23 protein-coding genes and 1 pseudogene are annotated in these 21965 nt (G+C 71.5%); 13 read left to right on the top strand and 11 right to left on the bottom strand.

The annotated features are described in order from the left end of the window. Positions 1 to 37 precede the first annotated feature (37 nt). Positions 38 to 643, top strand: a complete 606-nt coding sequence (locus ACFVX4_RS08295; RefSeq protein ID WP_389973247.1) for an ABATE domain-containing protein — start codon at positions 38 to 40, stop codon at positions 641 to 643. Positions 644 to 703: 60 nt separating this feature from the next. Here ACFVX4_RS08295 and ACFVX4_RS08290 read toward each other — a convergent pair whose 3' ends face one another. Next, positions 704 to 2260, bottom strand: a complete 1557-nt coding sequence (locus ACFVX4_RS08290; protein ID WP_389973244.1) for a FadD3 family acyl-CoA ligase — start codon at positions 2258 to 2260, stop codon at positions 704 to 706. A gap of 91 nt (positions 2261 to 2351) precedes the next feature. Between ACFVX4_RS08290 and ACFVX4_RS08285 the strand changes: the two genes are divergently transcribed. From ACFVX4_RS08285 to ACFVX4_RS08275, 3 genes are read left to right on the top strand one after another with little or no spacing between them, the layout of a single operon-like run. After that, positions 2352 to 3500: a lipid-transfer protein gene (locus tag ACFVX4_RS08285; protein ID WP_389973982.1), complete on the top strand. Its 1149-nt coding sequence runs from the start codon at positions 2352 to 2354 to the stop codon at positions 3498 to 3500. Positions 3501 to 3514: 14 nt separating this feature from the next. Further along, a complete protein-coding gene (locus ACFVX4_RS08280; protein WP_385325390.1) occupies positions 3515 to 3955 on the top strand; it encodes a Zn-ribbon domain-containing OB-fold protein in 441 nt (146 codons plus the stop codon). A 6-nt stretch (positions 3956 to 3961) separates the two neighbouring features. Further along, on the top strand, positions 3962 to 4735 hold the full coding sequence (locus ACFVX4_RS08275; protein ID WP_389973241.1) for an enoyl-CoA hydratase/isomerase family protein: 774 nt from the start codon (positions 3962 to 3964) through the stop codon (positions 4733 to 4735). 52 nt (positions 4736 to 4787) lie between these two features. Here the strand turns inward: ACFVX4_RS08275 and ACFVX4_RS08270 are convergent, their stop codons facing one another. Then, positions 4788 to 5339, bottom strand: coding sequence for a hypothetical protein (locus ACFVX4_RS08270; protein WP_389973238.1), 552 nt, complete (start codon positions 5337 to 5339; stop codon positions 4788 to 4790). A 160-nt stretch (positions 5340 to 5499) separates the two neighbouring features. Here ACFVX4_RS08270 and ACFVX4_RS08265 point away from each other — a divergent pair, with 160 nt between their 5' ends. Continuing rightward, positions 5500 to 6180: a hypothetical protein gene (locus tag ACFVX4_RS08265; protein WP_389973979.1), complete on the top strand. Its 681-nt coding sequence runs from the start codon at positions 5500 to 5502 to the stop codon at positions 6178 to 6180. Positions 6181 to 6203: 23 nt separating this feature from the next. Here ACFVX4_RS08265 and ACFVX4_RS08260 read toward each other — a convergent pair whose 3' ends face one another. Together ACFVX4_RS08260 and ACFVX4_RS08255 are read right to left on the bottom strand one after the other, a co-directional pair. Beyond that, on the bottom strand, positions 6204 to 8570 hold the full coding sequence (locus tag ACFVX4_RS08260) for a PQQ-binding-like beta-propeller repeat protein (RefSeq protein WP_389973976.1): 2367 nt from the start codon (positions 8568 to 8570) through the stop codon (positions 6204 to 6206). Positions 8571 to 8734: 164 nt separating this feature from the next. After that, positions 8735 to 9583: a VOC family protein gene (locus tag ACFVX4_RS08255; protein ID WP_389973235.1), complete on the bottom strand. Its 849-nt coding sequence runs from the start codon at positions 9581 to 9583 to the stop codon at positions 8735 to 8737. A gap of 323 nt (positions 9584 to 9906) precedes the next feature. Between ACFVX4_RS08255 and ACFVX4_RS08250 the strand changes: the two genes are divergently transcribed. Continuing rightward, positions 9907 to 10554 carry a TetR family transcriptional regulator gene (locus tag ACFVX4_RS08250; protein WP_124717053.1) on the top strand — a complete coding sequence of 216 codons (648 nt, stop codon included), beginning with the start codon at positions 9907 to 9909 and terminating at the stop codon, positions 10552 to 10554. Positions 10555 to 10674: 120 nt separating this feature from the next. Here ACFVX4_RS08250 and ACFVX4_RS08245 read toward each other — a convergent pair whose 3' ends face one another. Both ACFVX4_RS08245 and ACFVX4_RS08240 read right to left on the bottom strand, forming a co-directional pair. Then, on the bottom strand, positions 10675 to 11163 hold the full coding sequence (locus tag ACFVX4_RS08245; RefSeq protein WP_389973232.1) for a nitroreductase family deazaflavin-dependent oxidoreductase: 489 nt from the start codon (positions 11161 to 11163) through the stop codon (positions 10675 to 10677). Continuing rightward, a complete protein-coding gene (locus tag ACFVX4_RS08240; protein ID WP_389973229.1) occupies positions 11163 to 12440 on the bottom strand; it encodes an acyl-CoA dehydrogenase family protein in 1278 nt (425 codons plus the stop codon). Before ACFVX4_RS08240 ends, ACFVX4_RS08245 begins: the two co-directional genes overlap by 1 nt. A 203-nt stretch (positions 12441 to 12643) precedes the next feature. Between ACFVX4_RS08240 and ACFVX4_RS08235 the strand changes: the two genes are divergently transcribed. Both ACFVX4_RS08235 and ACFVX4_RS08230 read left to right on the top strand, forming a co-directional pair. After that, positions 12644 to 13813: an acetyl-CoA acetyltransferase gene (locus ACFVX4_RS08235; RefSeq protein ID WP_389973226.1), complete on the top strand. Its 1170-nt coding sequence runs from the start codon at positions 12644 to 12646 to the stop codon at positions 13811 to 13813. A 45-nt stretch (positions 13814 to 13858) separates the two neighbouring features. After that, entirely contained in the window at positions 13859 to 14524 is a 666-nt protein-coding gene (locus ACFVX4_RS08230; RefSeq protein ID WP_389973223.1) for a pyridoxal 5'-phosphate synthase, read from the top strand. 65 nt (positions 14525 to 14589) lie between these two features. On the opposite strand, the gene ACFVX4_RS08225 is transcribed toward ACFVX4_RS08230, so the two are convergent. Then, the gene (locus ACFVX4_RS08225) at positions 14590 to 14778 is read right to left on the bottom strand and encodes a ferredoxin (RefSeq protein WP_389973220.1); all 189 of its coding nucleotides are present in this window, start codon (positions 14776 to 14778) and stop codon (positions 14590 to 14592) included. A gap of 113 nt (positions 14779 to 14891) precedes the next feature. Continuing rightward, positions 14892 to 16088, bottom strand: a complete 1197-nt coding sequence (locus ACFVX4_RS08220; RefSeq protein WP_389973217.1) for a cytochrome P450 — start codon at positions 16086 to 16088, stop codon at positions 14892 to 14894. 300 nt (positions 16089 to 16388) lie between these two features. On the opposite strand from ACFVX4_RS08220, the gene htpX reads away from it, so the two are divergent. The 4 genes from htpX to ACFVX4_RS08200 all read left to right on the top strand — a co-directional run bounded on the left by htpX (position 16389) and on the right by ACFVX4_RS08200 (position 19380). Beyond that, positions 16389 to 17312, top strand: a complete 924-nt coding sequence (htpX, locus tag ACFVX4_RS08215; RefSeq protein WP_389973214.1) for a zinc metalloprotease HtpX — start codon at positions 16389 to 16391, stop codon at positions 17310 to 17312. A gap of 59 nt (positions 17313 to 17371) precedes the next feature. Further along, positions 17372 to 17956 carry a hypothetical protein gene (locus tag ACFVX4_RS08210; protein WP_389973211.1) on the top strand — a complete coding sequence of 195 codons (585 nt, stop codon included), beginning with the start codon at positions 17372 to 17374 and terminating at the stop codon, positions 17954 to 17956. 58 nt (positions 17957 to 18014) lie between these two features. Continuing rightward, positions 18015 to 18602, top strand: a complete 588-nt coding sequence (locus tag ACFVX4_RS08205; protein ID WP_389973208.1) for a DUF1707 domain-containing protein — start codon at positions 18015 to 18017, stop codon at positions 18600 to 18602. A 73-nt stretch (positions 18603 to 18675) separates the two neighbouring features. Continuing rightward, complete coding sequence (locus ACFVX4_RS08200; RefSeq protein ID WP_389973205.1) at positions 18676 to 19380, top strand: hypothetical protein; 705 nt, start codon at positions 18676 to 18678, stop codon at positions 19378 to 19380. A 25-nt stretch (positions 19381 to 19405) separates the two neighbouring features. Here ACFVX4_RS08200 and ACFVX4_RS08195 read toward each other — a convergent pair whose 3' ends face one another. Both ACFVX4_RS08195 and ACFVX4_RS08190 read right to left on the bottom strand, forming a co-directional pair. Beyond that, positions 19406 to 19825, bottom strand: coding sequence for a Zn-ribbon domain-containing OB-fold protein (locus ACFVX4_RS08195; protein ID WP_389973202.1), 420 nt, complete (start codon positions 19823 to 19825; stop codon positions 19406 to 19408). After that, positions 19822 to 20274 (bottom strand): DoxX family membrane protein, encoded by a 453-nt coding sequence (locus ACFVX4_RS08190; RefSeq protein ID WP_389973200.1) that lies wholly within the window; start codon positions 20272 to 20274, stop codon positions 19822 to 19824. Before ACFVX4_RS08190 ends, ACFVX4_RS08195 begins: the two co-directional genes overlap by 4 nt. 191 nt (positions 20275 to 20465) lie before the next feature. Here ACFVX4_RS08190 and ACFVX4_RS08185 point away from each other — a divergent pair, with 191 nt between their 5' ends. Beyond that, entirely contained in the window at positions 20466 to 21653 is a 1188-nt protein-coding gene (locus ACFVX4_RS08185) for a flavin-containing monooxygenase (RefSeq protein WP_389973197.1), read from the top strand. A gap of 30 nt (positions 21654 to 21683) precedes the next feature. Here the strand turns inward: ACFVX4_RS08185 and ACFVX4_RS08180 are convergent. Then, positions 21684 to 21914, bottom strand: a pseudogene (locus tag ACFVX4_RS08180) (Uma2 family endonuclease); the annotation flags it as partial. Positions 21915 to 21965: the final 51 nt, after the last annotated feature.

Raw genomic sequence — 21965 nt, 5'->3', positions numbered from 1 at the left:
CTGTAAGCACTTCTCACGCATACAGGCAAGCCGTACCATGAGAACCATGAAGGAGATCGTGACCGCCGAACCACTGCCGCCCGCACCGGGCGCCGAGCAGTACCCCGCCCTCGACCTCGCCAACAGCACCATCGCCCTGCCCGGCGGGCACTGCATCGATCTCCTCGGCACCCCGGGCGCCGCCGAACAGTGGCTCGTCGACCGGGGCCTCGCCCCGGCGGACACCGGAATGATGGAGATGTGCACCACCCTGCTGCGCTCCCTGCGCGAACAGGTGCGCGCCCTGCTCGCGGCCCACACCGCCGGGCTGCCCGCCCCCGCCGGGGCACTGACCGCCGTCAACAACGCGCTCACCCGGGCCCCCGCCGCTTCCCTGCTCCACTGGGATCCCACCCGTGGCCTGTACCGCGAGACGGCCCACCCCGTCACCCAGATCGTCGAGCACGCCCTCGCGGTCCTCGCCGCCGACGCCGCCGACCTGCTGACCGGCCCCGACGCCGAACGGCTCACCGCCTGCGGCTCCGCCCCCTGCAACCGCTACCTCCTGCGGCACGGTCGCCGCCACTGGTGTTCCATCCGCTGCGGCGACCGCGCCCGAGCAGCCCGCGCCTACGCCCGACGCACCCGGCCCACGACGGACTGACCAACGCTCCGCGAGGTTCTCGCCCTCGCCGGGTCCGACAGCCTCTGAGCCCTCCCCGTGCTACCCCCGCCCCCGCAGCTCCCCCTTCACCACCTTGCCGCCGGCGTTGCGCGGCAGTTCGGTCACGAACTCCACCGCCCTGGGGACCTTGTAGTTCGCCATCTCGCGCCTGGACCAGGCGATCAGGTCGTCGGCCGTCACCGTCGCGCCCGGCCTGCGCACCGCGTACGCCTTGCCCACCTCGCCGAGGCGGGGGTCGGGGACGCCGATCACCGCGACGTCGGCCACGTCCGGGTGCAGACCCAGGAGCTGTTCTATCTCGGCCGGGTACGCGTTGAAGCCGCCGACGATGAACATGTCCTTGATCCGGTCGGTGATCCGCAGGTTGCCCGCCTCGTCGAGGACGCCCACGTCGCCGGTGTGCAGCCAGCCGTCCGGGGTGATCGCGGCGGCCGTGGTCTCCGGGTCCTCGAAATAGCCCTGCATCACGTGGAAGCCGCGGACCAGGACCTCGCCGGGCGCGCCGGGGGCGGCCAGGACGCAGACCTCGGTGTCCGGGATCGCCCGGCCGGACGTCGAGGCGATCGTCCCGGCCGGGTCGCCCCGGCGGCACATCGTGACGATGCCGCTCGCCTCGGAGAGGCCGTACGCGGTGAGAACCGTGGTGATGTGGAGTTCCGCGCGCAGGCGCTCCACCAGTTTCAGCGGGACCACCGCCGCGCCCGTCACCACCAGGCGGAGGGCGGAGAGGTCGTGGGCGGAGCGCGCCGGGTGGTCGAGGAGGGACTGGTGGAGGGTGGGCGGGCCGGGCAGGACCGAGATGCGTTCGGCGGCGATGTTGGCCAGGACCGTGTCCACGTCGAAGACCGGTTGCGGGACCATCGTCGCGCCCCGCATCAGGCAGGCGATGATGCCCGCCTTGTAGCCGAAGGTGTGGAAGAACGGGTTCACGATCAGATAGCGGTCGCCCTCGCGCAGATCCGCCAGTTCGCTCCAGATCGCGTAGCAGCGCAGGGTCTGGGCGTGGGTGATGACGGCGCCCTTGGGCCGGCCCGTGGTGCCCGAGGTGTAGATGATGTCGGAGGGGGACGCGGGGGCGATGGCGTCGGCGCGGGAGCGTACCGCCGCGCCGGACACGCCCTCCCCCGACGCCAGGAAGTCCTTCCAGGTGACGTAGTCGTCGGGGGCGGCGTCCGCCAGCACCACCACCTTTTCCAGGCAGGGGAGTTCGGCCTCCGCCCGGCGCAGCGACGCCACGTACGACGTGCCGAGGAAGGTTCCCGTGACGAAGAGGAGTTTCGCCCGGCTGCGTTGCAGGATGTACGCCGCCTCGGCGCCCTTGAAGCGGGTGTTGAGGGGGACGAGGACCGCACCGGCCGTCACCGCTCCCAGCGCGGAGACGATCCAGTCCAGGGTGTTCGGGGCCCAGACCGCGACCCGGTCCCCCGGTTCGACGCCCGAGGCCATGCACGCGGCGGCGGCCCGCTCCACGCGGTCGCCGAGTTCGGCGTACGAGATCCGGGTGCGGCCGTCGACGACCGCCTCCCGGTCCCCGTACCGCCGCGCCGCCGCCCGTACCAGCTTCGGGATGCTGCCCCACTCCTCGTCGCCGCGCATCGTTCGCCCTCCTGACGCAGTAGCTGACTATCCGTCAGATTAGCTGTAGCCTCAGCCGCTGTCAGCAGTCATGACGGCCTGGGAGGCGGCGGTGACGGCACTCAAGGACGCGGCAGCGATAGCCGGCATAGGACAGACGGCCTTCGCGAAACAACTGCCGGAATCCGAGAAGACCTTGGCCTGCCGGGCCATCGTCGCGGCGCTCGACGACGCGGGCATCGACGCGTCGGAGGTGGACGCGTTCGCCTCGTACACGATGGAGGAGACCGACGAGGTCGAGATCGCCAAGGCCATCGGGGCGGGCGATGTCACCTTCTTCAGCAAGGTGGGGTACGGGGGCGGCGGCTCCTGCGCGACGATCGCGCATCTCGCCGCCGCCGTGGCGACGGGGCAGGCGGGCGTCGGGGTCGCCTGGCGGTCGCGGAAGCGGGGGTCGGGGCCCCGGCCCTGGAAGAACACCGCCGTGCAGCTGCCCACCCCCGCCCAGTGGACCCGCCCGTACGGACTACTGCGGCCGGCCGACGAGATCGGGATGCTGGCACGGCGGTACATGCACGAGTACGGGGCGACCCGCGACCATCTCTTCAACGTCGCCCTCGCCTGCCGCAACCGCGCCAACCAGAACCCGGACGCGGTGATGTACGAACGGCCGCTGACCCGCGACATGTATATGACCTCGCGCTGGATCAGCGAGCCGCTCTGCCTCTTCGACAACTGTCTGGAGACGGACGGGGCGCTGGCCTGCGTCATCGTCTCCGCCGAGCGGGCCCGCGACTGCCGGCAGAAGCCCGTGTACATCCACTCCGTCGCCCAGGGGCTGCCCGCCCAGCACCACGGGATGGTCAACTACTGGAACGACGACCCGCTCACCGGCCCGGCCTGGACGGCCGCCCGGCAACTGTGGAAGCAGGCCGACTTCGGCCCGGACGATGTCGATGTGGCGCAGATCTACGACGCGTTCACCCCGCTCATCCCGCTCTCCCTGGAGGGCTACGGTTTCTGCGGGCGCGGCGAGGGCGCCGCGTTCACCGAGGGCGGGGCGCTGGAGAGCGGCGGGCGGCTGCCCATCAACACCGGGGGCGGCGGGCTCAGCGAGGGGTACGTGCACGGCTTCAACCTGATCAACGAGGGCGTCAAGCAGTTGCGCGGCATCTCCACGGCCCAGGTCCCGGGCGCCGGGACGTGCCTGGTCACCGCCGGTGAGGGCGTTCCCACATCCGCCGTACTGCTGAGGAGCTGAGGGAGTTGACCGGGATGGATGCTCTGCTGCTGCCCGTCGTGGACGAGGACGGCGCCCCCTTCTGGGAGTACGCGGCCCGCGGTGAACTCCGCGTCCAGGCGTGCGCCGCCCCGGAGTGCGGACGGCTCCGCTTCCCGCCCCGGCCGTGCTGCCCGCACTGCCGGTCCTTCGAGAGCGAGTGGCGGCCGATGAGCGGACGCGGCCGCATCTGGTCCTACGTACTGCCGCATCCGCCGCTGCTGCCCGCGTACGCCGCGCAGGCCCCGTACAACGCCGTCGTGGTCGAGCTGGCGGACGCCCCGCAGATCCGGCTGGTCGGGAATGTGGTGAGCGGTCCGGACGCCCCGCTGGACTCGGTGGATCCCGCGCGGCTGCGGATCGGTGCGCCGGTGCGGGCGGTGTTCTGCCCGGCCGGTCCCGGGGCGACCCTGGTGCGCTGGCTGCTGGAGAGGTGAGGGGCGATGGCGCTGCGTACGGAGACGGACGAGGAGACCGGGGTCGCGCTCGTCACGCTCGACCGGCCCGGGAAGCACAACGCGATCGACCTGGCCACGGCCGCCGAACTGGCCGCCGCCTGGCGGGCGTTCCGCTTCGACGACGGGGTGCGTGCCGTGGTCCTCACCGGTGCGGGCGGCCGGGCCTTCTGTACGGGGATCGACCGGGACGCGGACGTGCCGCAGCCCTCGTCCCCGTACACGATCGACGATCCGCTGCTCACGATCGGGCCGAAGGCGAACGACCTGTGGAAGCCGGTGATCGCGGCCGTGGAGGGAATGGCCTGCGGCGGGGCGTTCTATCTGCTGGGCGAGGCGGAGTTCGTGATCGCGTCCGAGGAGGCGACGTTCTTCGACCCGCACACGACGTACGGCATGGTCAGCGCGTACGAGGCGATCTCCATGGCGCAGCGGATGCCGTTCGGCGAGGTGGCCCGGATGTCGCTGATGGGGACGGCCGAACGGATCTCGGCCCGCCGCGCGTACGAGACCGGGCTGGTCAGCGAGGTGACGGCACCCGGCGGCGCGGTGGACGCGGCGCTGCGGGCGGCGGGCGCGATCGCCTCGTACCCGACTCAGGCGGTGCAGGGGACGGTACGGGCGGTGTGGTCCGCGCGGGAGGCGGCCAGGGCGCAGGCCATGGCCCACGCCCCGCACCTCATCGCGCTCGGGAATCTGCCACCGGAGCGGCAGGCCGGACTGTTCCGGGGGCGGGGCACAGGCGAGTTCCGGACACGCTGACGGGTCGGCTGACGGTCCGACCGGCGGACCGACCGGCGGACCGGCCTGCGGGTCAGTAGGTCAGTTCGGCCTCGACCCGGCACTTCTTCACCTTGGAGACCTTGCGCGGGTCGTCCATCCGTACGGAGACGGTCTCGGTCTCGCCGCCCACGACGTCCACGGTGGCGTAGCCGATGTCGATGGCGTTGCCGCGTGCGTTGAGGAAGGCCACCTCGACCTTGTAGGTGTGCGAGCCGGAGGCGTTGGCGGTGAGCCTGACGGTGGAGGTGGTGACGGCCTTGCGCTTGCCCTTGCGGGGCTGGGCGCAGCGGAAGATGTCCGCCTGGGGCTCATCGGACGCCGTGGCGCTCGGGGTCTCCGTCGCATAGTCCGTACCGCCGGAGGAGCTGCTCGACGAGTCGTAATCGTCGTCGTCGTAGTCGCTGCTGTGGTAGTTGCCGTTGCTCTTCTCGGAGTTGGAGCAGCCACCGCCGCCGCTGCTGCTGCTCGAACCGCCGCTCTTGCTCTTGCCGCTGCGGCCGCCGTGGCTGGAGGTCGAGAAACCGGTGAGTGCGAGTACCACCACGACCAGTACCGCGGAAAGCTTTATGTGCTGCCGCATCATCGATGCAGCCCCCCTTGTGTTGTTGTCCGTTTCTGCAGTTGTCGAACGACCGTGCGTCACGCTAGCGCAAGGTGGCGGGGGCCAGGGGCCGGGCGTAGCGTCGAGCCCGAGAGCGGTGCAGAGCTGTGACGCCGGTCCGCGCACGCGCAGGAGGCCGATGATGATCCGCAACGTCCTGGGCTCGGTGCTCGCTCTCGCCGGAGCGGCGGCCGCCGTGCTGAGCCCCTTCCGTGACTGGTACGACGGTCGCCTCGGGCGTCACTACCGGATCGACGAACTGTTCACCGGCCTCACCGCCGGCCGGCCCGGACCGCTGGGCTCGATCCTGCTCGCGTTCCTCTTCGCCGCCCTGCTGGCGGTGGTCGGTGTGGTGCTGCGATCACGGCTGCTGGTGGCGGCCTCGGGTGTGGTGGTGCTGGGGTTCACCGTGCTGTGGATGGTGCGCCAGGGGGAGTCGGTGGGCAGTCTGACGGTCGCGGGCGACGGTTCCGGGCCGGGGTGGGGCGTGGCCGAGGCGGCGGCGGGCGGGGTGCTGCTGCTGTTGGGGGCGGTGGTGATGTCCGGGCGGCGCGGTGCCGGGGGCCGACTTGCCCGCAGGGCGCGCAACGAGCCGTACGCGGCGCCCGGCTCGGAGAACCCGGACACCTGGCCGCCGACTCAGGAGCCGGGACCGTCCGTGCAGACGAGCACGCTGCCGGAGCCCGAACCGGAGCTGTACACAGGGCCGGATCCGGCGGACCGGCGCTCGACTCCGGCTCCCGCTCCGGAGGACCGGGACACGGCCCCGTATCCCGTCGTGCCGGACGAGGGCCCGGACGCGGAGGGGCGCCCGCGCCGCTGAGAGGCTGTCGGGCCCGACGCGACCTACGCCCTGGCCCGGCTGCCCGTGCCCGTTCCCTTCAGCGCGTCCAGCGCGTACACGCAGCGGTCCTTGCTGCACGCGTACACGACACCGCCCTGCGCCACCGGCGAACCGGTGATCTCGCCGCCCGTCGCCAGCTTCCAGCGGAGCTGGCCGCCCGCCGCGTCCAGGGTGTACAGGACATGGTCGGCGGAGCCGAAGTGGACTCGGCCGTCGGCGACCACCGGGGCGCCCACCACCTCGCCGCCCGCCGCGAACCGCCACTTCGGGGTGCCGGTGACCGCGTCGAGCGTGTAGAGCGCGCTGCCGCTGCCGACGTGGACGTTTCCGGCCGTCACCAGGACCGGTTCGATCGACTGGCGGGCCTCCGTGGCGATGCGCCAGCGGTCCTTGCCGGTCGAGGCGTCGATCGCGTACACCGTGCCGAGGTAGTCGGCGAGGTACACGCCGCCGCCGGTGACGGCGGGGCCGGGCGCGAACGCGGGCGGGGAGAGGAAGACGGCGGGCGACTCGAAGTGCCAGCGCACGTGCCCGGACGCGTTGTCCACGGCCAGGACCCGGGCCCCCGCGCTGACGTAGACGAAGCCGTCCGGCGCCGCGGTCACCCGGACCGGCACACCGCCGCAGGAGGCCGCGTCGCCGATGGGGTACGACCAGCGCTCGATGCCGGTGCGGGCGTCGACGGCGCGCAGCCGGGCGTTCTGCCAGAGGTAGACCGTGCCGTCGTGGATCGCGGGTCCGGCCTCCGCCGTCTCGAAGTCGGTCTGTACGCCGCCGCTCTCCCACAGCTTCTCGCCCGTGGACGCCTCCCAGGCCTGGACGCCGCCGCCGCGGGTTCCGGTGACGACGGTGCCTCGGTCGGCCTTGAGGGAGTAGACCCAGGCATCCGTCTGGAGCCGCCACCGCTCGGCACCGCTCGTCGCGTCCAGGGCATACAGCGACGGCCCGTCGGAGGCGTGGATACGGCCGCCCTCGACGGCCATCACCCAGGCCACGTCCCGGGTCTTGAACTGGCGCCGCCCGTTGCCGACGTCCAGGGCGTGCACCTCGAACGACGTGACGTAGAGGAGGTCCCCGGCGACGACGGGCGTCCCCCACACGTCGTTGGACATCCGGAACCGCCAGGGCCGCCAGCGGTCCGGGCCGGGCGGCGGGGGCTCCGGCGGATGCGCGGGTCCGGGCACGGGGGCGGGGGCGGCCTGGGCGGAGCCGGTCACCCCGACGGGCGGGCGCACCCAGCCGGTCGCGGGACCGGCGTCCGCGGTGGCCGTGGCGGCGGTCCGTACGTCCTGGGCCCGCGGGCCGGGGCCGATCGGCACCTTCGCGCCGGGCAGCCGCACCGGACCGCCCGCGTCGGGCGCGGGCGGTCCGGCGGCCGAGGAGCGCAGATCGGCGCCGCTGCGCCAGGCGGGGTCCCGGTCGGCGCCCGGCGGCTGCTGGGGCGGCGGCGGCACCGGGGCGGGCGCGGCGGTCTTCCGTCCGCCGCGGCGCAGCTCGATCATCGCGGTGGCGGAGGTCGGCAGCCACGCCGAGGCCGTACCGCTGTCGTCGCCGCCGGAGGCGAAGAGGTGCGGGGCGAGCTGGGACTGGAGGTCGGCGGGGGTGGGCCGCAGCCCGGCGTCCATCTGCATGCAGGACTCGATCAGCGGCCGCAGCTCACCGGGCAGGCCCTCCAGATCGGGGCCCTCGCGCAGCAGCATGAAGACCGTCTCGACGGGATTGGCACCGTGGAACGGGGCGTGGCCGGTGGCGGCGAAGACCAGCGTGGAGCCGAGCGAGAAGACATCGCTGGCACCGGTGACGCTGCGCGAGTCCCGGGCCTGTTCGGGCGACATGTACGCGGGCGTGCCCACGGCGACGTTCGTCATGGTCAGCCGGGTGTTGGAGACCCCGGACGCGATCCCGAAGTCGATCACCCGCGGGCCGTCCTCGACGACGAGCACGTTCGACGGCTTCATGTCGCGGTGGACGAGCCCCGCGCCGTGGATCGACTGCAGCGCCTCGGCGATCCCGGCGGCCAGCCAGCGCACCGCCTGGACCGGCATGGGCCCGCACTCACTCACTATCTCTTCCAGCGAGGGGGCCGGCACATAGGCGGTGGCCAGCCACGGCACGGCGGCGCGCGGGTCGGCGTCCACCACCGCGGCCGTGTAGAAGCCGCTGACGGCGCGGGCGGCCTCCACCTCGCGCGTGAAGCGGACCCGGAACAGCTGGTCCTCGGCGAGCTCCGTACGGACCGTCTTGATCGCCACGCGTCGGCCCGAAGCCGAGCGGGCGAGATAGACCAGCCCCATGCCACCGGCACCGAGCCGTCCCAGCACCTCGAACGGGCCGATCCGCCTCGGGTCGTGCTGCGTCAGCTGCTCCACCACTTGCCCTGCCACCTCCCCGTACGGGCCTCAGGAACAGAAGCCCGCGAAAACCCGCCCTGTACGGCGTCTCACCACTGGGCACCACCCGGCGGTGCGCAGCCCCGATTCTTCCTGGCTGAGGCCCTGGTTGCGAACCCGGGGGCGGATCGGGGTGTCACAGCTCACTCTGTCGCCTTCTCGGACACAGGGGGCTGAAGTACGGCGAAAAGGGCGCCCTGATCGTCCTGGAGGACCGCCATCCGCCCGTACGGGATGTCGAAGGGCGGCGCGGAGATACGGCCGCCGAGGCGTACGGCGTTCCCGGCGGCGCTGTTGCAGTCCTCGACGGCGAAGTAGCTGAGGAAGTAGCTGGGCATCTCCGCCGGGAACGCGTCGGTGATGACGCTGCGGCCGCCGACCGCGGTGTCCGGTCCGGGCTCGGTGCCCGCCGGGGACCACATCCGGAAGCCGGGACCGGAACCGGCCGCGCCCGCTTCGCCCCCGCCCGCTTCGCCCGTGCCGGAGTCGTCGGGTTCGGGCCCCGGGGAGAGTTCCGTGCCCTGGAAGCCGAAGACCTGCTCGTAGAAATCGTCCACCCGGTCCTTCTGGCGGGTGTAGACCTCGGTCCAGCAGAAGGAGCCGGGTTCGTTCTGCTTCTGGAAGCCCTCGCGGTCACCGGCCTGCCAGAGTCCGAAGACCGCTCCGCCGGGGTCGGCCGCCTGGGCGAGCACTCCGGCCCGGCCGGCCCGGACGGGCTCGGTGATCACCTGGCCGCCCGCCTCCCTGATCCGGGCGACGGACGCCACGATGTCGTCGGTGGCGAAGTAGATCCCCCAGGCGGTGGGCATCCGGCCGTCCTGCTTGGCGGCGAGCGCGGCGACGAGCTTCCCGCCGCTGAAGGCGTCCGCGTACGGGCCCTCACCGGCCCGGAAGGTCCAGCCGAACAGCTCACCGTAGAAGCGCTTGCCCGCTTCCAGGTCGGGCAGCTGCACATCCACCCAGCACGGCGCGGATCGCGCGAATGCGGCCATGGGCCCGGGTCCTTCCGTGATCCCGCGTCGCTCGCGGTACGTGGCAGTGACGCTCGTCACAGCAAACGTAACCGCGGGTCGCCCGCATCGCGCTCCGACCGTTCACATCGAACTGATTTTCGATAGAACCTCGACGGAAGAGTTCCATGCTCACGGCATCACGGAAAGTTATCCACGGAAGTTATCCACAGGCTGTTGATAAGACTTATCGCCTCGTGGTGCGCATACGTCGAAATCCGGCCACTCCCCCCACCGCGTCTGCGGTGATCCCCATTTGCAGTCGGCCGAATCGCGCTCCGATCACCCCTCGGTAAGCTGACGGCATGACAGGACAAGTGCGCACCGTCGACGGCCGCGTGGCCGGTCGACGCGGACAGGCGACGCGGCAGAAGCTGCTCGACTGCCTCAGCGAGATGCTCAGCTCCTCGCCGTACCGGGACGTCAAAGTCATCGACGTCGCCCGGAAGGCGGGGACTTCACCCGCGACCTTCTACCAATACTTCCCCGACGTCGAGGGCGCCGTCCTCGAAATCGCCGAGGAAATGGCCAAGGAGGGCGCCGGGTTGACCGAGTTGGTCGCCGGCCGCTCCTGGGTCGGCAAGGCCGGCTGGCAGACGGCCGAAGAACTCGTCGAGGGATTCCTCGACTTCTGGCGGCACCACGACGCGATCCTGCGCGTGGTCGACCTCGGTGCGGCCGAGGGCGACAAGCGGTTCTACAAGATCCGCATGAAGATCCTGAACTCGGTCACCAACTCCCTCACCGATTCGGTGAAGGAGCTCCAGGCCAAGGGCAAGGTCGACAAGGAGGTCAGCGCCGCGGCGATGGCGGGCTCCCTGGTCGCGATGCTGGCCGCCGTCGCCTCGCACCAGAAGGGCTTCACGACCTGGGGCGTGAAGCAGGCCGAACTCAAGCCGAATCTTGCCCTGTTGGTGCATCTGGGCATCACCGGCAAGAAGCCGACGAGGTAGCACCGGCGCCGACGGCCCCTTCCCCACCGGGTATCGCGCGGCCGTCCCGGGCGCTCCAGGTCCTGTCTCACCGACGGCGGGCCACGCGTGTGGTCCGCCGTCGGTGCACCCGGACCGTGTTCAGGAGCCGTCCCGCCCGCGCAGCCTGAAGAGCCGGATCTCCCGGTCGATCCGCGCCTGGTAAGTCGCGTACGGCGGCCAGAACTTCAGCGCCGCCCGCCACACCGCTTCACGTTCGGCACCCTCCAGCAGCGTGGCGTGCACCGCAATGTCCCGGCCCCGCCAGTTGACGACCGCCTTGTCCGGACCGGCCAGCAGATTCGCGGTCCAGGCCGGGTGCCCCGTACGGCCGAAGTTGCTGCCGACCAGAATCCAGCTCTGCTCCGCCCCCTCCTCCGGCATGCAGGCCAGCGGAGTGGTTCTGAGCTGCCCGCTCCTCGCCCCCGGCACCGTGAGGATCAGCCCCGGCAGCATCCGGGCACTGAGCAGCACCTTGCCGCGCGTGAGCCGGTGCACCGTACGGTCCATGGCGGGGACGACATGCGGGGCGATCCTCGCGAACGCGCGGGTGGCGGAGACCTTCTGCATCAGCCGGACGCCGGGCGCCATCAGACCGCCACCTGTTCGGCCGGTCCCGGGGCGGCGGGGTGCGGTGCCCCCGACAGCGGTGCTCCCGGCAGCGGTGCTCCCGACGGTGGCGCCCCCGACGGCGATGGCGCGAACAGCCCGGCCCGCTGCGCCGCGTGGTCGCGGAGCCGGTGGACGGGGCCGAAGAGCAATTCGTCGGCCGCGGCCCGCTTGAAGTACAGATGCGCCTCGTGTTCCCAGGTGAAGCCGAGCCCGCCGTGCAGCTGGACGGCCCCGGCGGTGGTGACCCGGAGCGCCTCCAGGGCCTGCGCGAGGGCGAGCCCCCCGGCGGTGGCCGGGTCCCAGGCCGCGTAGTACGCCGCGGAGCGGGCCGCCTGCACCTGTACGTACAGATCCGCGAGGCGGTGCTTCACGGCCTGGAAGGAGCCGATCGCCCGGCCGAACTGCTCGCGCGCCTTGACGTATTCGACCGTCCTGTCCAGCGCGCTCGCCGCCGCCCCCACCGCCTCCGCGGTGAGCAGCGCGGCAACCGGGTGGCCGGCCGAGGCGAGTGCGCCGGTGACGTCCGCGGTGTCGTCCGCGCCGAGGAGTTCTGCCTCGGTGTCGCGGAGTTCGATCCGGGCCAGCGGGCGGGTCTCGTCGAGCGAGGTGCGGCGGGTGCGGACGACTCCGGCCGCCGTCTCCGGACGGACCAGGAAGAGGAGCGTACGGCTGCGCGGGAAGCCTCCGGCGTGGGCCGCGACCAGGAGGAGTCCGGCGCTGTGCCCGTCGAGGACCCGGTCGGCCTCCCCGTACAACCGCCAGCCCTCCGCACCGGCGAGCGGCCTGGCCTGCATGCCGCCCGCCCGGCCGCCGCCCGCCCAGGCACCGTCGGTGGGGTCGCCGATGAGGCCGAGGGCGGTGGCGAGCGAGCCGCCGGGGACGGCCAGGGCCGCGGTCAGCTCACCGGCCGCGATGCGCGGCAGCAGGGCGGTGCGCTGGGCATCGGTGCCGAGTGCGGCGATCAGGGGCGCGGCGAGCGCGGCGGTGGCGATCAAGGGCGAGGGCAGCAGGGCGCGGCCGGTCTCCTCGCAGGCGACGGCGAGCTCGGTGAGGCCGCAGCCGACGCCTCCGTACTCCTGCGGGAGGGCGAGTCCGGGCAGCCCGAGGTCCTGGGCGAGCCGTCGCCACAGGTCCGCGTCGTACCCGTCGGCGGTGCCCACGGCGTTCCGGACGTCGTCGGGTGCGCAGCGTGCGGCCAGCAGTTCGCGCAAGGTGCGGCGGATCTCGTCCTGTTCCGCGGTGAAGGCGGCATCCATCGTCGGACTCCTTCCCCTCAGGGACCTCCGGCCCCCGATCTGACGGTGCGTCATGCTAGGGGCGAATCCCCGAGATGCCCAGAGTCGCGCACGGGAGGGGTCGGCGGGGGCCGGAAGATCCCCGGCCCGGGGCCGGAGGGATCGGAGGATCCCCGTTCCACCGGACGGTCCCCCCGTCACCGATCTGATGTACCGTCAGATTCATGCCTTCTTCCCACCGCAAGGTCGCTGTCGTCGGCATATCCCTCGCCGACTGCGGACGCGTCGACACGGCCACGCCGTATGCCCTGCACGCCCAGGCCGCCCGCCGGGCGCTGGCCGATTCGGGGCTGGACCGGTCCGTCGTCGACGGTTTCGCCTCCGCCGGACTCGGCACGCTCGCCCCGGTCGAGGTCGCCGAGTACCTGGGCCTGAAACCCACCTGGGTGGACTCCACCGCGGTCGGCGGCTCGACCTGGGAGGTGATGGCGGCCCATGCGGCGGACGCCATCGCGGCGGGCCACGCCAATGCCGTACTGCTGGTGTACGGGTCGACGGCGCGTGCGGACATCAAGGCGGGCCGCCGGACCTCCAACCTCTCCTTCGGGGCTCGCGGCCCGCTCCAGTTCGAGGTGCCGTACGGGCACTCGCTGATCGCCAAGTACGCGATGGCCGCCCGCCGTCACATGCACGAGTACGGGACGACCCTGGAGCAGCTCGCGGAGGTCGCGGTCCAGGCACGGGCGAACGCGGCGGCCAACCCGGACGCGATGTTCCGGGACCCGGTCACGGTGGACGACGTGCTGTCGGGGCCGATGATCGCGGACCCGTTCACCAAACTGCACTGCTGCATCCGCAGCGACGGCGGCTGCGCGGTGCTGCTGGCCGCCGAGGAGTACGTGCCGGACACGGCGAAGGCGCCGGTGTGGATCCTCGGCACGGGTGAGCACGTCTCGCACTCCACCATGTCCGAGTGGGACGACTTCACGGTCTCCCCCGCGGCGGTCTCGGGCCGGCTGGCGTTCGAACGGGCGGGGGTGCGGCCCGCGGACATCGATCTCGCCGAGATCTACGACGCGTTCACCTACATGACGCTGGTGACACTGGAGGACCTGGGGTTCTGCGCGAAGGGCGAGGGCGGTGCGTTCGTGGAGAAGGGCCGGACCGGGCTGACGGGCGAGCTGCCGGTGAACACCGACGGCGGCGGCCTGTCCGCCTGCCATCCCGGGATGCGCGGGCTGTTCCTGCTGGTGGAGGCGGTACGCCAACTGCGCGGCGAGGCGGGCGAACGCCAGGTGCGCAGGGCCGGCGGCCGACTCCCGGAACTGGCGGTGGCATCGGGGACGGGCGGCTGGTTCTGCTCGTCGGCCACGGTGGTGCTGGGGCGGGGGTGAGGGGCGGGGCCCGCCCCGTACCCGGCCATGCGCTGCAATGGGGGCATGACCGACGCACACCAGAGCTTCCTGGACCTGCTCCACGCCCAGCGCGTCTGGGACGTGGAGCTGCCCGGCTTCGACCCGGCCACCGCGCCCCCGGCCCCGCTCCCCCTCTTCCACTGCTGGTTCGCCGAGGCGGTGGCCGCCGGGCAGGCGGAGCCGCACACGATGTCGCTGGCCACCACGGACACCGAGGGGCACCCCGACGTGCGGACGCTGATGCTGCACGACGCGGACGAGCGCGGCTGGCACTTCGCCACCCACCGCACCAGTGCGAAGGGCCGCCAGCTCGCCGCCCGGCCGTACGCGGCGCTGGGCTTCTACTGGCCGGTGCAGGGCCGGCAGGTACGGGTGCGGGGGCCGGTCACCGCATGCACGCCCGCCGAGAGCCGGGCCGATCTGCACGCCCGCTCGACCGGGGCGCTCGCATCGGCGCTGACCGGGTCGCAGAGCGAGGTGCTGGGCTCGCGGGAGGAGCTGACCCGCACCGCCGACGCCGCCTGGGAGCGGGCGCGGGCCGAGCCGGACGCGGAGGTCGCGAGCTGGACCCGGTACGTGGTCGAGGCGCGGGAGGTCGAGTTCTTCCAGGGCGACGCGGCGCGCCGGCACGTACGGCTGCGATACAGCGGGCGGGGCACGGCCTGGACCCGGGAACTGCTCTGGCCCTGAGAGGCTGCCCCCGGCCCGCCCGTGCCCGCACGGCCCCGGCCGTACGGGCACGGTCCGGCGGCCCGTCAGTCGAAGGTGATCGCCTGTACCGGGCAGACGCGGACGGCCTCCTTCACCGTGGCGCCGTCGAGAGCCGCTTCGTAGCCGGGCAGCAGCTCGCTGAACCCGTCGTCGTCCTGGGTGAACACCTTCGGTGCGGTGAGCGCGCACTGGCCGGCGCCGATGCACCGGTCCCTGTCGATACTGATCTGCATCCCAGCAGAACCTTCCGGTCGCATTTCGATCACCATGTTCCGATCACCATGTTCCGACACCGTGTTTCGATCACCGCGCCCCGATCACCGTGTTTCGATCACCATGTTTCCGATCACCAGGTCACGGGCAGTTCGAGCAGGCCCTGGATGGTGTCACCCGGTTTGAACGGGATTTCCTCGGCGGGTACCGCCAGCCGCAGATCGGGAAGGCGGTCGAAAAGCGCGGGCAGCGCGATCTCCAGCTCGGCCCGTGCCAGATTCTGGCCCAGGCACTGATGGACTCCGAACCCGAAAGCGACGTGATTGCGCGCGTTCCGACCGAGGTCCAGCTCGTCCGGTGACTGATACACGGTCTCGTCCCGGTTGATCACCGACGTGGTCAGGATGACGCCGTCCCCCGCACGGATGGTCACCCCGCCCACTTCGATGTCCTGAACGGCCACCCGCGAAATCCCGTCGGCTATCGACAGGAAGCGGAGCAGTTCCTCGACCGCGGAAGGCATCAGACCGTCGGATTCGCGCATCCGGGCCAGCTGGTCGGGATGCTGGAGCAGCGTGAACGTACCGAGCGAGATCATGTTCGCGGTCGTCTCGTGCCCGGCGATGAGCAGGATCTGGGCCAGCCGCACCAGCTCGTCGTGGTCCACGGCCCCGGTCTCCAGCTGCTGGACGATGAGCTCGTCGAGCAGCCCTTCGCCGGGGGTGGCCCGCTTCTGCTCGATCAGCACCCGGAAGTACTCGTCGAGCGCTTCCCGAGCCGACTCGACGTCCGAGGACGCCGGGCCGCGGAGCAGCTTGCGCGACTGTGCCTGGAAGAACTCGTGGTCGTCGTAGGGCACCCCGAGCAGCGCGCAGATGACCATGGAGGGCACGGGCAGGGCGAAGGCCTCGACCAGATCGGCCGGCGGGCCCTGCTCGACCATCGTGTCGAGCAGCCGGTCCACGGTCTCCTGGATCTGCGGCCGGAGCGCGGCCGTCCGCCTGACCGTGAAGCTCGGGATCAGCATCCGGCGCTGGACGTTGTGCTCCGGATCGTCGACGCCGAGCAGTTCGACGCGCCGCAGGGTGGTCCCGGCCAGCCGCTCGGCGAAGAACGGGAACTCGGGGTTCTCCCGGTTGGACGACAGCCTCTGGTCCACCAGGAGCGAACGTGCCTCGGCGTGCCCGGTCACCAGCCACACCGTACGGCCGTCGAAGAGCCGAGCGGGGGACACCGGCTGCTGCCCCCGGTGCTCACTGCGATATCCCGTCGGCGGGTGATAAGGACAGGTGCGGTTCTGCGGAAAGGAGACGGTCTCGGCGTCTGCCATGGCGGACCTCGCAAAGAGATGGGGGAGTCCTATCCGATCTCCGACCACTAGATGCCTCAGGCACCTAATGGGTCTAGGTGTTGTTCGGCCAAATGTCCTCGGAGAGATCCATTGTCCGTCCGCCGGGCCGAGCGGGCATTTCGAGGCACCCATTCGCCTGACACATACCGAGCCACCGCACGGAATCTCCACCCCGCCGCTCCCCCCACATCTCCCCCGCACCTCTCCCCCGCATCACTTATCTCCGCTTTCCATACGAAAGGGGCAAGATGGAAGGCACTAGGGCGACTGGAGGCGACGATGAGCCGAACCCGTTCCCGAACCCGTTCCCGTTACGCCCCGGACAGCGGGTTGACCACACGCATGGTCGGCACCATGTTTCTGATCGGCCTGTTGTACGTGGTCCTGGTCGGCGTACTGCTCGCCGTGCTGCGCGGCGCCTGGCCGATCATTCTGATTCTCGTCGGTGGCATGTTCATCGCGCAGTTCTGGTTCAGCGACCGCATCGCGGCGTTCAGCATGGGAGCCCGTGAAGTCACCCCGGAGGAGGCGCCGGAGCTGCACGGCGCCGTCGACCGGATTTGCGCTCTTGCCAATATGCAGAAACCGCGCGTGGCCATCGCCCAGAGCGACGTGCCGAACGCCTTCGCGACCGGCCGCAGCGAGAAGACCGCTCTCGTCTGCGCCACCACCGGGCTCCTGCGCAGACTGGAGCCCGCGGAGCTGGAGGGTGTGCTCGCGCACGAGATGTCGCATGTCGCGCACCGCGATGTCGCCGTCATGACGATCGCCTCGTTCCTCGGCGTGCTCGCCGGCATCGTCACCCGGGTCGCCCTGTGGGGCGGGCTCTCCCGCAACAGCCGGAGCAATGACCCCATCGGCATCGCGATCATGCTGATCCCGCTGGTCAGCGCGGTCGTGTACGCCCTGAGCTTCCTGCTGACCCGGCTGCTCTCCCGCTACCGCGAGCTCTCCGCCGACCGCACCGCCGCCCTGCTCACCGGCCGCCCCTCCGCGCTCGCCTCCGCCCTCACCAAGGTGAGCGGCCAGATGGCCCGCATCCCGACCGAGGACCTGCGCAAGGCGGAGCCGTACAACGCCTTCTACTTCGTCCCCGCGTTCTCCTCCAAGGAGAGCCTGAGCCGGCTGCTCTCCTCCCACCCGACCCTCGAACAGCGCCTCGACCAGCTGGCCCGCATCTCCGCCGACCTCGCCCGTCCGTGAGAAACGCCCGAGGCAACACCCGAAGGAACACCCGACAAGCAACGCCCGGAGGAGCGCCCATGGGTCTTCTCGACACCATCCTCGGCCGCAGCAAGCCGGTCCGTCCCGACCTCGACCAGCTCTTCGCCGTCCCCTCCGCCGCCCTCACCCTCCAGGCCGGCGCGGGCTTCACGCCGACCGGTCTCGGCTCGGTCTGCTTCGCGGGCGTCGAGGGCGGCACCTTCGCCCGCCTCCAGCAGGACGTACGCGAACTGCTCGACGCCGACACCGGCCGCGGCGGAATCCCCGTGGAGTTCAGCCAGGACACGTACGGCTACACCTGGCTGCTCTCCCGCCGCCCGGCCGACGACACCGCCACGCTGGTCAACGACCTGCACGCGGTCAACACCCTGCTCCAGGACGGCGGGTTCGGGCCGCACCTGCTCTGCTCCCTGATCGGCTTCCGGGACGAGCGGGACCGTCCGCTGGCCCTGGTCTACCTCTTCAAGCGCGGCACGTTCTACCCCTTCGCCCCCGTGCCCGGGGGCGCCGAGAAGCGGGACAACCAGCTGGAGTTGCAGGTCAGAGCGGTACTCGGGGACGACCTGCGGATGGAGAAGGACCTGGCCCGGTGGTTCCCGGTGTGGGGGGCGCCGGGGCTGTGACGCGGAGACGTCCGATGACAGGGGGTCCGGCGCCGCACCCGCCCGTATCATCGCTTCCATGCCTGCTGAGCCCGCCCGTTCCGCCGACCGCATGCGCGCTTCGGATGCCGATCGCGAGGCGGTGGTCGAGCAGTTGCGGGAGGCGGCGGCCGAGGGCCGCATCGACATGGACGAGCTGGACACCCGGCTCGGGCAGGCACTCTCCGCCAAGACCTACGCCGAACTGGCGCCCCTCACCGAGGACCTGGTCCCCATCGAGGTGGCGAAGGGCGAGCCGCTGGTCCTCAAGGGCGGCATGCACGGCGTGACGCGCTCGGGCGTCTGGAAGGTGCCCCCGGTGATACGCGCCCAGGGCGGCATCGGCGGCGTCCGGATCGACTTCACCCGCGCCGAGTGCCGGCTGCGCGAGATCGCGCTGGAAGTACGCGGCGAGATGGCCGGGGTGAAGGTCGTGATCCCGGAGGGCTGGACCGTGCACACCGACAACCTGGACCAGGGACTCGGCGGCCTGAAGGACAAGACCACGGAGGAGCGGACCCCCGGCGCCCCGCTCCTCCGGCTGACGGGCTCCTGCGGCATGGGCGGTGTGGTCGTCCGCCACCCCAACTTCCGCGAACGGCGCAAGCTGCGCGGCATCGAGTCCTGAGTCCGCGTACCTAGTCCTTGCCGGGTGACCGCGCCCATCCGTCGCGTTCCCCCGGCGGCATACCGTCCCCCGTATGCCCGAGGAGACCGCACCCACCGACACCACGCCCGCTCCGACCCCCGCCCCGACCGGGTCCAGGTCCCCCTCTTCCGTTCTCGGGGCCCTCGGATGCGGCTGCGTCGCGCTCGTCGTCGTACCCGTTCTCGCTCTGGTCGCCCTGCTCGCATGGTTCTTGTCCGGGTCGACGGACATGCCCCGGGTCGCGCCCGAGGAGATGGCGGACCGCGCCTTCCAGCGTTCCCAGGAGGCCTACGACCTCGTCGGGTTCAAACGCACCGTGGAACCGGGGGTCGAGAAGATCGGCGTCAGCACGGAGAACACACTGAGCTCCGGCTACTGCTACGACGGGGGCCTGCTCGGGCTGGAGGACAAGACCATCGACGGCGCCTATCGGATGAGCCACAGCTGGGCATTGGACCACGTGCCCGCGAGCCAGGCCGTCTCCGGCCTCCGCAGGCTGCACCGGCAACTCAAGGACGACGGCTGGGAGGTCACGTCCTACCGTGAGGGCGGGAAGAGCAAGTCCTGGGACCTGTACGTCCAGCGGGACGACGGGGACGAGAGCATGTCCTTCATCTGGTACCAGGACCGGGAGTACTTCATCGGCCGTGCCTCCGTGCCCTGTGCCTACGACCCCGAGTGGAAGGACGGCGATTCCGGCCCCGCAGAGGTCGACCGGACGCCACCCGCTCTCGGTCCCGCACAGCGGGAGAAGTAGGGCGGGCCTGTCCGGCGAAGCGCACTCAGCAGTCTCCGGGGTGGAAGACCGGAACGGCCTCCTTCCCCTCCTCCCGCCGGAAGGCCACCCGCAGCGCCATGCCGATGGCGAGAGCGGACTCCTCGCACCCCACGATCTCCGTCATCATCCGCGGGCCCTCGGCCAGGTCGACCACGGCGGCGACGTACGGGACGCGGGCGCCGAACGGCGGCAGGTCGTTGCGGTGCACGACGGACCAGGTGTAGAGCGTGGCGTCTCCGCTCGCCCGCTCCCAGGTGACGTCCTCGCTCCAGCAGTGCGGGCAGAACTCGCGCGGGTAGTGGTGTGCGCGCCCGCAGGCGCGACAGCTGCGCAGCAGCAACTGCCCCCGGGCGGCGGCGTCCCAGTACGGGCGGGTGAAGGCGTCGGGTTCGGGAAGGTCGAAACGTACGGGGGCCTCGGTCACGGGAAGAGTCCGATCGCTGCGTCGAGGGACCAGGTCTGCCAGGACATCGCGAACAGCGCGACGAGTGAGATGAGCGCCATCATGGCGTTCTGCCCCTGCTCGGCCCAGTCGTGGATCATCAGCACGAGATAGAGAAGGTTGAGGAGGAGACCCGCGGCCAGCGCGACAGGGGTGAGGAACCCGGCGATCAGGCCGAGCCCCAGGGCGAGTTCGGCGTACACGACGATGTAGGCCATGACCTTGGGTCGCGGGGCGACGATCTTCCGGAAGCCGGTGCGCACGGCCGGCCACCGGTGCTTGCCCGCGACGTCCGCGGCCCAGGCGATGCCCGTACCGCGTTCGAACCAGCCCTTCTTGTCCTTGTGTCGCCAGCTCTCCAGCCACCACAGGCCGAGGCCTATCCGGAGAACGGCCAGCCACTCGGCTCCGCCGAGCCAGATCGTCTGCATGGGGCCTCCCGTGGCCTCCCGTTCACTGAATCTGACGGTACGTCAGTTCACCTGATGGCGGGCAACTCGCGCAAGGGGGGCGCAAGAAGTGAGCGGGAGACAGGCAAAGGGCGTACACGCGTGATCAATTCGCAATCGATTCCGGTCTTGACCGAGACCCATCAACCGGGTGCGCGATTACGCTCCGAACCATGCCCGACAGCGCACTTACCGCCGGTAGCTCCATACCGGCCCAGACCAACCTCACCGAGGACCGGCCCGTATACGTCATCGGTGGCGGTCCCGGCGGTCTCGCCGCCGCGGCGGCCCTGCGCGAGCAGGGTGTACGGGCGGTCGTGCTGGAGAAGTCCGGGAACGTGGGAGCGTCCTGGCGCCGTCACTACGACCGGCTGCACCTCCACACGACCCGGCGCCGCTCGGCGCTGCCGGGGCTCGCGATGCCGCGCCGGTTCGGACGCTGGGTGTCCAGGGACGATGTGGTGCGCTATCTGGACAAGTACGCCGAGCACCATGAGCTGGAGGTGGTGACGGGCGTCGAGGTGTCCCGGATCGACCGCGCCCCGGACGGCAGGGACTGGCAGTTGACCGCGACCGGTGGCCGGGTGCTGACCGGCCGGGCCGTCGTCGTCGCCACCGGCTTCAACCACACCCCGCGCATCCCCGACTGGTCCGGCCTCGACACTTTCACCGGAGATCTGGTCCACGCCTCCGACTACCGCAACCCGGCCCCGTACGCGGGCAAGGACGTCCTGGTCGTCGGGATCGGCAACACGGGCGCGGAGATCGCCGTCGACCTGGTCGAGGGCGGGGCGTCCCGGGTACGGATCGCCGTGCGCACCGTGCCGCACATCGTGCGCCGCTCCACCGTGGGCTGGCCCGCCCAGTCGACCGCCGTCCTGGTGCGCAGGCTGCCGGTCCGGCTGATCGACCGGGCCGCGGGCCTGATGTGCCGGATCTCCGTGCCCGACCTCGCCGCGCAGGGCCTGCCGCGCCCGGACACGGGCCTGTACTCACGGGTCAAGGACGGCGCCATTCCGGTGCAGGACGTGGGGCTGATCGACGCGGTGAAGCGCGGCCGGGTGGTGCCGGTGGCGGCCGTCGAGTCGTTCGACGGGGACGCGGTGGTGCTGGCCGACGGCGACCGGGTCGCCCCGGACGCGGTGATCGCGGCGACCGGCTACCGGCGGGGTCTGGAAGGGCTGGTCGGCCACCTCGACGTGCTGGACGCCCGGGGCCGACCGGTGGTCCACGGCGGCCGCACCCCCAAGCAGGCACCCGGCCTGTACTTCACCGGCTTCACCAACCCGATCAGCGGCATGCTGCGCGAACTGGCCCTGGACGCACGGAAGATCGCGAAGAGGGCGGCACGCAGGCACTGAGTCCGGGCGGGACGGTCCTGCCCGTGGGCCTCAGGCGTACAGCGGCAGCCCGTCGGTCGAGATCGTCCACTCGCCGATGGTGACGTCCTCGCCGTACACAAAGTCCTTGCGGATCGCGTAACGCGGGCCTTCGGGCGTCGTGTGGATCTCGGAGAGGACGGCACCCGTGCCCGTGCGGGGGTCGAAAACCGCGTAGACGGGGACACCGAGCAGGGGGTAGTCCCGCATCTTGCTCACCCAGTCGTTGTCCGTCCGCGGCCGTCGTCCGCCGGACGGGCAGCCGTCGCGAGCGGCGGCCTGCGCGCGGGCCCG

The sequence above is a fragment of the Streptomyces sp. NPDC058240 genome (assembly GCF_042882135.1).
In the GTDB taxonomy this organism is placed as follows: domain Bacteria; phylum Actinomycetota; class Actinomycetes; order Streptomycetales; family Streptomycetaceae; genus Streptomyces.
The sequence above is the reverse complement of the archived record's forward strand: the minus strand, read 5'-3'. Positions and strand labels throughout refer to the sequence as shown.